The 15,263-nt window shown below is 63.0% G+C and carries 10 protein-coding genes; 6 read left to right on the forward strand and 4 right to left on the reverse strand.

The annotated features are described in order from the left end of the window. Nucleotides 1–125: 125 nt before the first annotated feature. Together J7I12_RS07365 and J7I12_RS07370 are read right to left on the reverse strand one after the other, a co-directional pair. Nucleotides 126–1,394 carry a (Fe-S)-binding protein gene (locus J7I12_RS07365; RefSeq protein ID WP_118230701.1) on the reverse strand — a complete coding sequence of 423 codons (1,269 nt, stop codon included), beginning with the start codon at nucleotides 1,392–1,394 and terminating at the stop codon, nucleotides 126–128. Then, the gene (locus J7I12_RS07370; RefSeq protein WP_302548463.1) at nucleotides 1,391–2,782 is read right to left on the reverse strand and encodes an FAD-binding oxidoreductase; all 1,392 of its coding nucleotides are present in this window, start codon (nucleotides 2,780–2,782) and stop codon (nucleotides 1,391–1,393) included. The genes J7I12_RS07365 and J7I12_RS07370 overlap by 4 nt, the downstream gene beginning before the upstream one ends. 414 nt (nucleotides 2,783–3,196) lie before the next feature. Between J7I12_RS07370 and J7I12_RS07375 the strand changes: the two genes are divergently transcribed. Next, nucleotides 3,197–5,173, forward strand: a complete 1,977-nt coding sequence (locus tag J7I12_RS07375; protein WP_302548464.1) for a sigma 54-interacting transcriptional regulator — start codon at nucleotides 3,197–3,199, stop codon at nucleotides 5,171–5,173. 27 nt (nucleotides 5,174–5,200) lie between these two features. Here the strand turns inward: J7I12_RS07375 and J7I12_RS07380 are convergent, their stop codons facing one another. After that, nucleotides 5,201–6,376: a hypothetical protein gene (locus J7I12_RS07380; RefSeq protein ID WP_498793454.1), complete on the reverse strand. Its 1,176-nt coding sequence runs from the start codon at nucleotides 6,374–6,376 to the stop codon at nucleotides 5,201–5,203. After that, complete coding sequence (locus J7I12_RS07385; RefSeq protein WP_498793455.1) at nucleotides 6,315–7,391, reverse strand: hypothetical protein; 1,077 nt, start codon at nucleotides 7,389–7,391, stop codon at nucleotides 6,315–6,317. Before J7I12_RS07385 ends, J7I12_RS07380 begins: the two co-directional genes overlap by 62 nt. Before the next feature lie 399 nt (nucleotides 7,392–7,790). Here J7I12_RS07385 and J7I12_RS07390 point away from each other — a divergent pair, with 399 nt between their 5' ends. The 5 genes from J7I12_RS07390 (at nucleotide 7,791) to J7I12_RS07410 (ending at nucleotide 15,138) form a co-directional block, all read left to right on the forward strand. Beyond that, nucleotides 7,791–8,618: a nitroreductase family protein gene (locus J7I12_RS07390; protein ID WP_302413358.1), complete on the forward strand. Its 828-nt coding sequence runs from the start codon at nucleotides 7,791–7,793 to the stop codon at nucleotides 8,616–8,618. Between the two features lie 793 nt (nucleotides 8,619–9,411). Then, nucleotides 9,412–13,128 carry a complex I subunit 5 family protein gene (locus J7I12_RS07395; RefSeq protein WP_302548690.1) on the forward strand — a complete coding sequence of 1,239 codons (3,717 nt, stop codon included), beginning with the start codon at nucleotides 9,412–9,414 and terminating at the stop codon, nucleotides 13,126–13,128. Then, nucleotides 13,125–14,096 (forward strand): respiratory chain complex I subunit 1 family protein, encoded by a 972-nt coding sequence (locus tag J7I12_RS07400; RefSeq protein WP_288907452.1) that lies wholly within the window; start codon nucleotides 13,125–13,127, stop codon nucleotides 14,094–14,096. Before J7I12_RS07395 ends, J7I12_RS07400 begins: the two co-directional genes overlap by 4 nt. Before the next feature lie 11 nt (nucleotides 14,097–14,107). Next, on the forward strand, nucleotides 14,108–14,557 hold the full coding sequence (locus J7I12_RS07405; protein ID WP_118230694.1) for an NADH-quinone oxidoreductase subunit B family protein: 450 nt from the start codon (nucleotides 14,108–14,110) through the stop codon (nucleotides 14,555–14,557). A 2-nt stretch (nucleotides 14,558–14,559) separates the two neighbouring features. Further along, nucleotides 14,560–15,138, forward strand: a complete 579-nt coding sequence (locus J7I12_RS07410) for a 4Fe-4S binding protein (protein ID WP_118230693.1) — start codon at nucleotides 14,560–14,562, stop codon at nucleotides 15,136–15,138. Nucleotides 15,139–15,263 lie beyond the last annotated feature (125 nt).

Here is a 15,263-nt window from a genome sequence, read left to right on the forward strand (position 1 = left end):
ATGTTTTTTTATTAAACATTTATTTCAATAAAATTAACTATCAGAAGCGCCCTCCCCATGGGCCGAGAGTCTGTCCTGCGGGAAGGGCGCAACGCAGGCGGGGTGCGGCTGGTCGGGCGCACCCTTTACACCCCGTAGGCCCTGGCCAGCAGTTCCACCGTGTGCAGCACGCGCATGCGGGATCCCCGCTGGCTCAGCCCATCGATAATCTGCATCTTACAAGCGGAGCAGCCCGTGGCCACCACATCCGCACCGGTGGACAGAATATCGCTGGTCTTGTCGGCAAGGATTTTTTGCGACAGGGCGTAGTGCGTGGCGCTGAATGTGCCCGCGCAGCCACAACAGACGGCGGGACGCTGCATTTCCATCAGCTTCACGCCGGGAATGGCCCGGATCAGGTCCCGCGGCTGCGAGGCCACGCCCATGCCCCGCACCAAATGGCAGGCATCATGGTAGGTCACCTTCCAGGGCAGTTCTCGCGCATATTCGGCAGGCCCCAGGCGCAACAGGAAGTCAGAAATGTCGTAGACCTTGTCCTTCATGCCTTCCCAGACAGCCAGAGCTGGGCTGCCTTCCAGCACCGCCCCGTATTCTTTCTTCAGAGCCGAGCCGCAGGTGGCGCAGCCGGTGATCACAGCGTCAAAGCCGCCCCCGGCAAGCCGCCGGACGTTGTTTTCGGCCAACATGGCCGCCCCTTCAAAATCGCCGGACGAAAACAGCGGCGTGCCGCAACACTGCAGTTTGTCCAGCAGGTGCACTTTCACGCCATTGGCCAGCAGCACGTTGATGAGGGCGAGGCCCGCATCTACATACACATAGTTGAGCATGCAGCCGGGGAAAAAGGCCACGCTGGCCCTCACCTCCCCGTGGGGGTGACTGACAGCGGGCACGAGCTTGCGCAAGGGCTTTTCGGCAAATTCCGGCAGGATACGTCTCTTGTTCAGGCCAGCCACGGGAATGGGCATTCGTGAAACCTTGCCCCGCCCGTTTTCGCTGCGTTTGAAAAGCAGGGACTGCATGCCCTTGCCGTGGGACATGACCATATCAAACAGCCGCCCCTTGGTGATGGCCTTAAAGGCAAGCTTTTTGGCGGCCGGCAGGCGCCCCTGCTCTTTCATATAGTGGCGCAAGGCCATGATGAGGTCGGTGGTGTTGACGCCCGATGGGCAGATGGCCTTGCAGCGCATGCACAGGGTGCAGCGCGCCGCCAGGTCCATAAGCTCCGCACTGGGCTCCACCGTACCGTCGGCCAGCGAGCGCAACAGAAACAGTTTGCCGCGCGACGAAGTGCCTTCTTCAAAGGTTTTGCCGTAAACGGGGCAAATGGTCAGGCACTGCCCGCAGCGGGTGCACTTAAGGGCGGCGGCCTTCAGTTCTTCCAGGGTCTTGCTCATGCTTCGCCTCCGAAGATGCAGCCCGGATTCAGGATATTGTTGGGGTCCAGAGCCTTTTTGATGGCCCGCATGGCCCCCACCTGGGCTTCGCCCAGCTGCTTGACGATATAGGGAGCCTTTTCGCGCCCCACGCCGTGTTCGGCCGAAACGGTGCCGCCCATCTTGATAATTTCGTAATGGAATTCGGAGCGGGCCTTGGCCGCAGTTTTCTTTTCTTTATCGTTGTTGAAGAAGAAGTGCGGATGAATGTTGCCGTCGCCGGCATGGCCCTGACAGCTCACCTTGATGCCGTACTTTTTCCCCACCTCGAACAGGGTGTGCACGGCCTGGGCCAGCTTGTTGATGGGCACGGCCGGGTCGCCGCCCAAGCGGCCTTTGGCCACGCGGGCCAGGGCGGGCAAGCCGGAACGGCGGGCCTTCCACAGCTGTTCAGCCTCTTCGGGAGTTTCCGCCACATGAAAGTCCACCATGCCCAGCTGTTCACACACCCGGCGGATGACGTCGGCCTGCGGCTTGAGGGTGGAGGGGTCGCCGTCCACCTCAATCAGCAGCATGGCGCCAGCGTCCACCGGCAGGCCGGCGTGGGTATAGTCCTCCACAGCGCGGATCAGGGTCTGCTCCTGAAATTCCATGATGGAGGGCACCACACCGCTGGTCATAATGGCCGAAACAGCCTTGGCCGCGTTTTCAATCTCCTTAAACGCCACGCGGATAGCTCGTTTGGCCTGAGGCAGAGGAATAAGCTTGAGGGTGATTTCGGTAATGATGCCCAACGTGCCCTCGCTACCGGTAAAAAGCTGGGTGAGGTTGTAGCCGGTCACGTCCTTAATGCACTTCCCGCCGCAGCGGATGATGTCGCCTGAGGCCAGCACCACCTGCATCCCCGAAACATAGCCTTTGGTGGTGCCGTACTTGACGCACTGCAGCCCACCCGCGTCGGTGCCCACGTTGCCGCCGATGGAGGAAAACGTGAAACTGGCCGGGTCCGGAGGGTACATAAGGCCGTGTTCCGCAGCCGCCTTCTTGATGTCAGCGGTGATGGCGCCGGGGCCCACTTCGGCCGTGAGCGTTTCCGGATCGATGACGATAGAATTCATCCGCTGCATGGAAATAATGATGGAATAGTCGCTTTCGGGAATGGCGTTGACGCTCAGCCCGCTGCCCTGGGAACGGGGCACGATGCTGATTTTGTTGGCGTTGCAGAAGGCCGCCATCTGCGCCACTTCTTCCGCCGTGCCAGGCAGGGCCACCAGGATGGGCAGGTGCGGCGAGGGGGCCGCGCCGCCGGCGTTGTAGGTGTAACAGACCAGATCTTCCTGTTTGGTGAGCATATTCTGCTCCCCTACAATGGAGGCTATACGAGCGCGAACATCTTCTTTTGTCAGCATATTTTCCTCTTGACGCAGAAGGGTAAAAGAATGGCCGGGAGGACCGAGCCCCCACGCGCCTGCCACAAACACAAAAGGCCGTCGCCTTTCTGAAATACATACCGCCTCGGGGCCGTTGCCCCATCGCCCGCCAACGGCATTGTGCGGGTCGGAAAGGGGACTTCCGTCCGGGTTAGGTCACTTGTCAACATATCTGAGCAGCATTCATGCCATGTCATAAAAAAGTAATAATTTAAGTATATTAATATTTTTATTCAAAACAGATGCGCCACTTCTCCGCTTTGTTGTTTATTTTGTATACAAACTTCATTTGATTTTTTAACATGTGCAACATGCCCACCGTGCGGGGCGCGCCGCGCGGACGACAATTTTTTATACGACAGGCTTGCCCTGAGGGCAGCCGGGAGGACGGTCATGTGGGAAAAAACATCGCAGCCACGTATTCTCTGCGTATCGATTTATGACGAATTGGGCGAAATGGTGACCAATTACGCGCAGCAGTACGGCGTGACTGTGGATATTTATAAGGGCGGCATATATAATAACGGCCATATCCATGCCCTGGAAAATCAAGACAAATACGACGTTATCATCAGCCAGGCCGGCACGGCTCTGGCCATCCAGCGGATGGTAAAAATACCGGTCGTTTCCATACAGATAACGGCAAAAGACATTATAGAAATAATGCAGGAGGCATGGAATGCGCACAAGGAGGTTCTGTGTATCAACTATGAAAGTGACATAAGCAAAGACATAGATGCCATCGCCTCCTTAAGCTGCAAGGGCTCTTTTCATCAGATCGTTTACAGAAGCAGCTCTGAATTCAATTCCATTATTGAAAACCTGGGCAATTATACCCACGACGTGGGCGTAATCGGGTTTGGCGGCTGCGTGGTGCAGAAAGCTGACGAATACGGCCTGCCCTATTATCTGGTGCGCTCCAGTGGAGAGAACATCCGGCAGGCGGTGCTTGCCGCCCGCAACATCACCGAACAGCACATCAAGGAAAAAGCCCGGGCGCGCCGCCTGAACAACATCATCAACTATTCCATCGGCGGCATCCTTTCCGTGGGCAGCAACAACACGGTGACTATCTGCAACCTTCCCGCCAAACAAATGCTCAAACTCACCGGTAGAAAGGTGCTGGGCACAGACATCAATGCCCCGGACGCCCCCCCGGAAATCAGGATGTTTCTTGAAGACGGGGACTACACCGTGGACAAGCTCGTTTCCTGCAGCGGCAAATCCTATGTGATGAACCGCGTGCCCATCCGGGTGCGCGACCACCACCAGGAAACCATCATCACCTTTCAGGAATTGTCCAAAATCCAGAAGACGGAAGTGCAGGCGCGCATCCAGCTGGCGCACAAAGGGTTGGTGGCCAAATACCAGTTCCGCGACATTGTCTGCGCCGAAGGCGAAATGACGGAGATGCTCGCCGAGGCCAAACGCTTTGCCAAAGGCGACGCCTCTATCCTGATTGAAGGGGAATCGGGCACGGGCAAAGAGCTGCTGGCTCAGAGCATCCACAACAGCAGCAACAGAAAAAAGGGGCCCTTTGTGGCCGTCAACTGCGCCGCCCTGCCCGAACAACTGCTGGAAAGCGAGCTTTTCGGCTACGACGAGGGCGCTTTTACCGGCGCGCGCAAAGGCGGCAAGGCCGGCATGTTTGAAATGGCCCACAAAGGCACGCTGTTTCTGGATGAAATAAGCGAAATGACCCAGGCCAACCAGGTGCGCCTGCTGCGCGCCCTGCAGGAAAAAGAAATTTTCCGGGTAGGCGGCGACAGGGTAGTCAACATTGACGTGCGGATTATTGCCGCCTCCAACCGGGACCTGTTCCGTATGGCCAGCGAAGGCCTGTTCCGGCGCGACCTCTATTTCCGTCTTAATATCCTGCCCCTGCACATTCCCCCGCTGCGCGAACGCAAGGACAATATCCCACTGCTCATTGCCCATTTTGCGGCCAAACGGCGGCGTTTCGACATCGCGAAAAAGGCCAAAAAATTCCCCCCCGCCGTGCTGGAAGCCCTAAACCAGCACAACTGGCCGGGCAACGTGCGCGAACTGGAAAATGTGCTGGACAGAATTTTTACCCTGGACGACGGCTCGGAACCTTTTGAAGACCTGCTGCTGCGCATTATAACCCGGCACCGCCAGTGGCAGCACGCCCGACAGCGGCAGACGACCGCGCCGGACGGCTCCCTGACGGTGCCTGTGGGCAGCATGGCTGCAATGGAGCGCTATATCCTGGAAGCGGAACTACAGAAGTACAACGGCAACAAAAAGGCCTTGGCCGACGCCCTGGGCATCAGCCGTGTGACCGTATGGAAAAAATTCAAGGAGTATGGCCAGCAGGAAACTGCCGCAGCGCAGGATGCCCGCGCCTAGCGCCGGGCGGCCTAACGCCGCCCAGGCTCAGGCGTCGGCCAGCAGGCGGGCGATCTCTTCGCGCAGGATGCGCGCCGCCGCAGCAGCGGCGGCCTTTTCCACCCGCTCGTTAAAACGGGGCTCCAGTTCGTCCAGACGACGCTCCAGGGCGTCCAGACGGGCGGCGGCGCTGCGCAGGGAGGCCGCCAGCGGGGCCAGCTTTTCTTCCAGCAACGCAGTGCCCTGTTCTTCCGTCAGCCCGGCGGGCGGTTCCTTGCGCGCGTCCGCAACCGCGGCCAAACGCTCGTTCACCAGGGCGTCCACCTGTTCCGCCGTAAGCGGCGCTGGTTGCTCCGTCAGGGCGGTGGCCAAACGCTCGTTCACCAGGGCGTCCACCTGCTCCGCCGACAATCCGGGCGGCGTCTGCTGGGCGGCCGCTTCCAGAGCGGCCAGACGTTCCTGCGCGTCGGCCAGGGCCGCTTCGCACTGTTCCAGGCGCAGACTCAGGGCCTGGGCGGCCTCGGCAGCTTCGGCCGCGCGGGAAGAGGCCGAAAAGGCCTGTTCGAAAGCCTCCACAGCGTGGGACGTGGCTTCCGCCGCCTGGGCCGTGGCGGCAGCCACGGCGGCCGCATCGGTCACGGCCGCCAGGTGGGGAACGTCCTCCGACGGTATTGCCGTCGCAGCGGCCTCCTGCGCAAAAAGTTGTTCGTCCGCAAACGGCACTGCCGGATCGCCGCTGGGACCAGAAGCCGAATCCGACGCGGGGCTGGCCGTCTGGTCCAAGGGGGAAGCCGCAAAGGCCGCATCCGCTTCGGGCAGACCTGCGGACTCCGCGCCCACGGTGAAAGGCCCCTCCTCCACGGCGGGCAGGGGCGCGGCCTCCTCCGGCGCGGGCAAATCCACAGAAGGCAAATCCGCAGAGGTCGAATCCACACGGGACGCGTCTGTGGCAGAATTTGCTGCAATCTCAGCGGATTGCGACACAGCGGCCGCGCCTGCAGCGGGCTCCGGAGCGGCAGGGGGCGGCACGACGCTTGTACCGTCAGACGCCGCCCCGACGGTCTGCGCTTCGCCGGTCGCCGGAGCCGCATCGGCCGCCGGAGTCGCATCAGTCGCCGGAGTCGCGCCGGCCGCCGGAGCCGCGCCGGAGGGCACTTCCTGTTCAACGACCGATACCGGACGTGCTGTGGGGTCGGCGTCCAGATGGGCAGTGGCTTCGGCCAACAGAGCGTCCAGATCCGCCGTCAGGTCCGGCGTTGCGCCGGCAGGCGGAACGGGCGCAGCGGAGGAAGGTGCGGGCGCAGCGCCGGGGGCGCCTCTGCAACGGGTTGCGGGGACTGGGCCGCGGGGGCTCGGGCGCGGCGGCCACGTCATCGGCGGCGGCGGCCAGCAAATCAGCCAGTTCGTCGGCGGAAATAGTGGCGGCGGACGCGGGGGCAGCCCTGCCCGGAGAAGGCGTTGCGGCTGTAGTGGCGTCGGCCGCGTGCGCAGTCGGCGGGGCTGTGTCGGCGGGCCGGGCCGGAGCGGATTGCGCCGACGTGCGGGAGGGCGTGCCGACGGCAGCCGCCTCAGGCTGGGCTTCGGCCAGCAGAGCCGCCAAATCGCCGGGATCAAGGGGAGCTTCCTCCTTGGCGCCTGCGGCCAGCAGGTCGTCCAGATCGGGCATATCGGACAGCGGAGCTGCCTCAGGCTTTGCCGCCGGAGGCTGTCCTGCGCCGACCGGCGGTTCCGGAGCGGCTTGGGCCGCCCCTTGTGGGGCCGCATCCGCCCCGGCGGCGTGCAGAGAATCCAGCATGGCGTCCACGGCCAGAAGGCTGTCCAGATCCTGACTGCCCGCGTCCGCCCCGGAGGCGGACGCACTGTCCCCATCTGTTTCTTCGCGCGGCTGCGGCGGCAAATCCAGCGACTGCAGCAAATGGTCCACATCGCCCAGACCGGGCATGTCCAACTTTTCGTTGGGGTCCACCGGATGATCCGGCTCTGGTCCGCCTGCGGCCACTGAAGGGATGGCGCTTTCGTGCGTTTCCATCTGAGCCAGCAGGTCGTCGATGGCCGCCTCGGCGGGCAGAGACGCGTCGTTGAGGCCGCGCATATGGGCCTGCAGATCGTCTTCCGCCCTGTCGTGGGGCGCGGGGGCTGCCGTGGCCTCCTGGCCGTCTTCCGGCACGCTGCCTCTTTCGATCAGCTCGGTGAGGTCGATGATTTCTTCAGTATTTGCAGTGGGATTTTGGGCAGCCATGCGCAACCTCAATAGAGTATGACTCCGGCGGCGCGCCGGAATGGGGTAAAAAACATGTTCCACCCCTGAAACGACACTTTTTCGTAGCAGGTTATGGCAAAAGACGCAAATTTTCAGCCTCGCGCCGGAGCTTTCCCTCCACGCCGGGTGACGTTATCATACCCCGGCGCTCTAGAGCATTTAACACTTGAAATGCTCGCTTACGGCAGGCAAAAGCCTGCCTTCTCGCATTTCGTGGCAAGGATTTTTAAGAAAATCCTTGCAGAGCAGTTAGCTCATTTCATTCGCTAACTGCTCTAACTGGTTTAGCGCAGGGCTTCCCCTCCACGTCGGGCGGCGTTATTATGAGAGAAGAACGCGATGCCCCAAAACCGCGCCGATAATCTTCAGGAGAATCACATGAGCCATTTTGTTGTTGACCGCGACCGCTGCCGCAAAGACGGCATCTGCGCACGCGTCTGCCCCGTACATATCATCCAGGCCGCGCCGGGCGACTTTCCCGCCATGAACAGCCATCAGGAAGCGCTCTGCATCGGTTGCGGCCAGTGCATGGCCTTCTGCCCCACGGCGGCCTGTGTTGCGCCGGGTCTGGACCCGGCCCAGTGCCGTCCCCTGCGGCACGATCTGCAGCCCGCTGCCGAGCAGGTGGAGGAACTGATCTTTGCCCGCCGCTCTGTGCGGGTCTTCAAAGAGACCCCCTTGCCGCGGGATGTGCTGCTGCGCCTGCTGGACGCCACGCGCTTTGCCCCCACAGCCAAAAACGCCCAACCCCTGCGCTGGATCGTACTGGAGTCGCGCCCGCAGACCAAGCGCCTGGCGGAACTGGTCGTGAACTGGATGCGCCGCCTGCCGCAAGAAGACGCGAACATGGCCCGCGCCTGCCATGCCGAGGGCCTGACCCGTGCATGGGACAGGGGCACGGACGTCATTACCCGCGATGCGCCCCAGGCCGCTGTGGCCGTGGCTCCCGCCGACTGGCACTGGGGCATGAGCGACGCAGCCATTGCCGCCGCCTATCTGGAACTAACGGCTCAGGCCCACGGCGTGGGCTGCTGTTGGGGCGGCTATGTCTGCCTGGCCCTGCGCCACCCGACCGGCGGCGAGGTGCGCGCATTTCTGGGCGTTGGCGAGCAGGAGGCCGCCTGCGCCGTGCAACTTATGGGCCGCCCCCTGTTCAAGCCCCACGCCCGGCCCCCGCGCAAGCCCCTGGACCTGACCTGGCTGTAAGCCATTGCAACGCTGCAATGCCCTGCGGCTGCATAAGCAGCCGCCCGCCGTGGGGGCGCACGCCTAGAGCATTTAACACTTGAAATGCTCGCTTACGGCAGGCAAAAGCCTGCCTTCTCGCATTTCGTGGCAAGGATTTTCAAGAAAATCCTTGCAGAGCAGTTAGCTCATTTCATTCGCTAACTGCTCTAGGCGCGCGCCCGCTGTCCGTCTTTCTGCGGCAACATCCGCAACGCGGCCTCTCTAGAAAAAACTGCGCCCGGCCCGCCTCCCTACAAAAATTTTTCTCTGTGGGGAGGCGGGCCGGGGCGGCGAAGGCTTGTTAGAATTTTCTCCAATATCTTTATCCAACTGCAACGCCGCCCAACGCCGCCCAAAGATACGACGCCTTTCCTCCGTCGCCCCCACTGCTTGGCCGAGCATGTGGACAATATCCTCATATCCTTCCATTTCAAAAATTTTCTGCCATACCTCCAGCGCCACATCGCCCATTGACTGTACGACCAAACATTTTTACCCTGTTACACAGTAAGGGGTGCATACAGGAGGGCCCGGACAGCCCCGCAGCAAAGTTTTTTCCGCCCCCATTGGCCGGGCAACGGCGTAATAATCATATAATTGCGTTACATTTTGATAAACTGCGCACTTGCAACGTGCGGCAATCTACGCTAAGGCAGGCACAGAAACTTCGTAACTTTTTTCACTAAACGGTATGCTTGCTATACCATAAGGTTAACGCCGCCCGGCTGTGCCGGGCCGACGCCCACAGACCCGCAACCCACGGGGCAAACGTATGACTGCATCCTTGTTTACGGTCGGCCTGCTACCGCTTTTGGCGGCCACGGCCCTCATGCTCTGGGCCACGGCGCAGGCCGTGCGCCAGCGTGACCTGCCGCGCCGCCTCATTCTTTGGGGCGCGCTGCACGATACGGCCCTGGCCTGTCTGGCCCTTGCGGCCGGCGGCGGGGCCGCGCGCACGGGCCTCTGGCTGTTTGTCCTTTTCCAGCTGGCCTCACGCCTGCTGGCCTGGACGTCCTTGCGCCGTCTGCAGGACGGGGCCGTCCGGGCCGACGCCGCCGCGCCCCTGCGCCTGGAAGACCTGCGCGGCGTGGGCGCGCGCAGACCCTGGACAGGCGCGGCCTTTGCCCTGGGCCTGCTGGCCGCCGTGGGCGGCTCGCCCTTCCTTATGCCGGAAGCCCGCGCCTTCATAACGGCCGGCGTGCTGAACAACCTGCCCGGCGGCCTGCCTGTCCTGCTGGCGGCGGCCCTCACCACCACGGTCTTTATCTGGCTGTATGTGACGGCCGTGCGCGTAACGGTGCTGGAACCCGCGCCCGAAACCACGCCCGGCACAGGTGCGCCACGCGCCGGCGGTCTGACGACGCTGCTGTTGGCCTGTGCCGTGGCCCTGCTGGGCCTTGGGCGCGGCCCTCTGACGGACCTCCTGGCCTCCGGCGGCTTTGCGGCCCCGCACAGCGCCGTGCATCCGGCCTACTGGTGTTATTATCTGGGCGCCTTCCTCACCGGCCTGGCTTTTCTGGCCCGGCTGCCCTGGGCCTCCAAGGCCGGCGCGGCCTTCGCCGCCCTGGCCCTGGCCGCGGTGCTGGCCGTGCCCGCCCCGCCCACGGCAAAACTGTTTCTGCTCATGCTCTGCGGCATAGGCCTGGTGGTAGCCGTATACTCCCTGGGCTATATCCACGGCGCGCACCAGGGCCGCTATTGGTTCTTCCTGCTACTGACCTTCGCCTCTCTGGCGGGCATCGTCTCCTCCTCCGACGTGACCGGCATGTACGGCTACTGGGAGCTGATGACCTTTGCCTCCTATTTTCTGGTGGTGCACGAAGACACTCGCGCGGCGCACGACGCCGGCGTCAAATACTATGTTATGTGCGCGGGCGGCGCGCTGCTCATGCTGCCCGGTCTGCTGCTGCTGGGGCAGGGCCTTTCTCCGGCCCTGCTCAAGGGCGCACTGCTGCTCTGCCTGGCGGGCTTCGGCGTCAAGGCCGGTCTGGTGCCCCTGCACTCCTGGCTGCCCGACGCCCACCCCGCTGCGCCCTCATCCGTTTCCGGTCCGCTTTCGGGCGTGATCACCAAGATGGGCGTGTTCGGCATTGTGGCCGTGCTCTTTGTACAGCCCGGCGCGCTGAGCATGCCCGGTCTTATGGGCTTTTCCTGGCTGGGCACAGGGCTGGTGGCCCTGGGCGCGGCCACCCTGGTCTACGGCGAAATTATGGCCCTGTACCAGGACGACATCAAACGCATGCTGGCCTACTCCACCCTGGGGCAGATCGGTGAAATCACCCTGACCCTGGGCTTGGGCACCTGGCTCGCCACCACGGGTGCGCTCTGGCACATGCTTAACCATGCGGTCATGAAGGACCTGCTCTTTCTTGGAGCCGGCGCGCTTATCCTGCGGGCCGGCAGCCGCAAACTGACGGACCTGCGCGGCCTGGGCGCGCAGATGCCCATCACCGTGGCCTGTATGGGCGTGGGGCTGATCAGCGTCATGGGGCTGCCGCCCTTCGGGGCCTTCTACAGCAAATACCTGATGATTCAGGCGGCAGTGTCTTCCGGCCACGTCTGGCTGGCCGTGCTCATTCTGGCCGGATCCCTGGTGGGGCTCATCTACTATACGCGCATTCTCAAAACCCTGGTCTTTGAGGAGCGCCCCGCCCACCTGCCCACCGTAACTGAGGCCCCGCGCAGCATCCAGATCGCTCTGATCGCCCTGGCGGGCACGAGTCTGCTGCTGGGTCTGGCCCCGCAGCTGCCCGCCCAACTGGTGGCCCCTGTGGCCTCCCTGATTTTTGCGCCCCAGGCGGGCGACCCCGCCGCGCTGCTGGCCATGCGGGTTTCCTGGCCCGTATATGTGCTGGTGCCCGTGTTTGGCGCGGCCCTGCCCGCCCTGTTCCGACGCGACCGCATCAAGGCCGGCAAGGCCAGCGCGGGCGTGCTGCTGCTGAGCGCCCTGCTGGTGGTCGTGTTCGGCCGCCAGCTGGACACCCTCTCCTTCTGCTTTGCCCTGCTGGTGCCCCTGCTGGGCGCGCTGAACATGGTTTACGCCCTGGGCTACATGGAACACAGCCACCGGCAGTGGCGCTTCTACTGCGCGTTTACCTGCATGTGTGGCGGCCTCATGGGCATGGCCGCCAGTCAGTACTTACTGAGCTTCTTCCTGTTCTGGGAAATTATGAGCTCCTGGACGCTCTACCTGGCCATCGCCCACGAAGGGGACAAAGCCTCGTTGCGCGAGGCCTTCAAATACTTCAGCTTCAACGTCTGCGGCGCGGGCTTTCTGTTCGTGGGCCTCTGCGTGCTGGGCCCGGCCACGCCTTTCAACGCCAGCCTGCTTACGGGCAACGTGCCCAACCTGCCGCCTTTCGCCGTTGGACTGGGCATGGCCCTGCTGGCAGCGGGTTTTGTGCTCAAGGCGGCGCAGCTGCCCTTCCGCATTGACTGGCAGATGCACCCGGCCCTCGCGCCCACGCCCGTTTCCGGCTACATTTCCTCCGTGCTGCTGAAGAGCGCCATCCTCGGCCTGATCAAGCTCTTCATGCTGCTGGGCGGCGGCTTTGCCCTGGCCGGGCTGCTTTCCGGCTTTACGCAAAGCGCCATCAGCACCGTGGTCATGTGGATAGGCGGCGTTACCATCATCATGGCGGCGCTGCAGGCCCTGCGCACCAGTGGCATCAAGCTCATGTTCATCTACTCCACGGTGAGCCAGCTGGGCTACATGGTGCTGGCCGTGGCCGCGGGCGGCGCCCTGGGTTACGCGGGCGGCATGCTGCACGTGGTCAACCACGTCTTCTTCAAAGACCTGCTCTTTCTGGTCTGCGGCGCGGTCATGTTCGCCAGCCACAGGGAAACCCTGGACGATCTGGGCGGCCTGGGCCGCAAAATGCCCTTTACCCTGGCCATGTTCGCCATTGCCGGGCTTTCGCTGGTCGGCGTGCCGCCCACCAGCGGCTTTTCGTCCAAATGGCTCATCTACCATGCTCTCATGAACGCGGGCCAGCCCTTCCTGGCGTTGCTCTCGCTGGTGGGCAGCGTGCTGACTCTGGCCTATGTGGCCAAATTCCTGCACGCGGCCTTTCTGGGGCAGCCTGCCCCGGACCTGGAGCACATTGAGGAAGCGCCGCGCATCATGCGCGTGCCCATGGGCATTCTGGCCGCGGGCTGCGTGCTCACGGGCGTATTCCCCGGCTTGGCGCTCTACCCCATCAACGCCATTTTAGCGGAATACGGGCTTGCGCCGCTCCATGTGGGACTTTCGGGCATACTTTCCGGACCGGGCGCGTGGAACGCCACAGGCCTCTGCGTCATGGCGGCCCTGGCCTTTCTGGGCGGGCGCTGGTTTGTACTGCGCTTTACCCGCCTGCGTGAAATTGACGTGCACACCTGCGGCATGCCGCCGGAAACGGCCGCCACCCGCATGACGCCTTCCAGCATCTACGGCGGCCTGCCCCGCCTGCTGGGCGGCCACAAGCCCGCCAAGGAGAACCGCTCATGAGCGACACCCTGCTTGCCATTGTGCATATGTGCCTGTTTCCCGGTGGGGTGTTCGCCCTGCTGGTGGCCATGTTCTTCAAAGGACTGGACCGCCGGGTGGAGGCCCGCCTGCAGCGCCGGGTGGGGCCGCCCTTGACCCAGCCCTGGCTGGACATCGCCAAACTGCTGACCAAGGAAACGCTTATCCCCAAGACGGCCTGCCGCCCGGCCTTTCTTATGGCCCCGGTGTTCGGCTTTACGGGCATGGCCGTGTGCGCGGCCTTCATCCCCGTACCGGGGGTGTACTCCGGGCTCTACAACATGGGCGACCTGCTGGTGCTCTTCTACCTGCTGCCCATTCCGGCCATGGCCCTTATGCTGGGCGGCTCCGCCTCCAGCTCGCCCTTTGGGGCCGTGGGCTTCTCGCGCGAAATGCTGCTTATGCTGGCCTATGAAACACCCTTGCTTATGATTTTGCTTTCCGTAGCCATGCTGGTGGGCAAAGCCCTGCACGGCGGGGCCTGGGGGGCGGAATTTTCGCTCTTGCGCATTGTGGCCTGGCAGCAGGAGGCCGGATCTCTGGGCTTCAACCCCGCCATGGTGCCGGCTTTGCTCGCTTACCTCATCTTTCTGCCCGGCACCATGGGCGTGGCCCCCTTTGACATTCCGGAAGCGGAAACGGAAATCATCGAAGGACCGCTGCTGGAATACGGCGGCCCGCTGCTGGCGCTGTTTCAGATCACCTCGGCCCTCAAGACCTTTGTGGTGCTGGGGCTGGGGGTGGCGCTTTTCTTTCCCGGCACTATATCTGACTTGTGGCCAGTGAACCTGCTCTGGTTCCTGCTCAAGTGTCTGGCGCTCATGCTGCTGTCGCTCACGCTGGTCAAGTCGGCCATGGGGCGCTTGCGCATCGACCAGGCCTTCCGCTTCTATGTGACGGTGCCCACGGGCCTGGCCCTGCTGAGCCTCGTCCTGGTCTGGGTACTGTAAGGAGGCCCCCCGTGTCCCTGGACAATCTGCTCAAAAAACTTTCGGTGCGCTCGCCGTGGCTGTTCCGCATCAATGCGGGTTCGTGCAACGGCTGCGACGTGGAGCTGGCCACGACAGCGTGCATTCCGCGCTATGACGTGGAACGCCTGGGTTGCCGCTACTGCGGCAGCCCCCGCCACGCGGATATTGTGCTTATCACCGGCCCGCTGACCACGCGGGTACGCGACAAGGTGCTGCGGGTCTGGAATGAAATTCCGGAACCCAAGGTCACCGTGGCCGTGGGCATCTGCCCCATTTCGGGCGGGGTCTTTCGCGAGGGGTATTCCATTGAAGGCCCCATTGACCGCTACATCCCCGTGGACGTCAATGTGCCGGGCTGTCCGCCGCGGCCCCAGGCCATTCTGGAGGGCGTGGTGCAGGCCAGGGCCATCTGGATGAAAAAACTGGGTCTGGAGGCATAGTTATGGCGGGCTTTCTGAAAGTGCTCTTCCACAACCTGCTGGAAGGCCCCAGCACCGATCCCTTTCCTTTTGGCGAAACCTTCACTCCGGCGCGCCTGCGCGGCCGGGCGCGGGTAGACCCAGACCTCTGTATGGGCTGCGGCACCTGCCGTCACTACTGCGCTGCCGGGGCCATCAACATCACGCAGCTGCCCGACGGCACCGGCTTTACCATCACCATCTGGCAGAACTCCTGCTGTCTGTGCGCCTCGTGCCGCCATTACTGCCCCACCGGGGCCATGAGCATCACCAACGACTGGCATTCGGCCCACCCGGAGGAAGAAAAATTCCGTCGGCTGGAGCAGCATACCATCAAATACGAGCCCTGCGCCCACTGCGGCGCGCTCATGCGGCCCCTGCCCAAAAAACTGGCCGAGCGCCTCTATGCCCATAACAGCGAAATCGACCACGAACTGACGCGCCACCTCTGCCCCAAATGCCGGCAGATTGAGGACGCCAAGCGCAACGCCTGCCTGCTGCCGCAGCACGCCGCCGCCGCGCCGGATTCGCCCGTCACTTCGGCCGCCCCCACCAAGGATTAGCGGGCCCGCCCCGCGGAGAACGTTATGCAAGAAATCATCAAGGGCAACGCCGCCGTCATTGAGGGCCTCAGCGCCCTGTGCCCGGAGGCGGACGCCGTCCACCACAGTGCCGACAGCTTCGGCAA

The sequence above is a fragment of the Desulfovibrio diazotrophicus genome (genome assembly GCF_902498985.2).
GTDB classification, from domain to species: Bacteria; Desulfobacterota; Desulfovibrionia; order Desulfovibrionales; family Desulfovibrionaceae; genus Desulfovibrio; species Desulfovibrio legallii.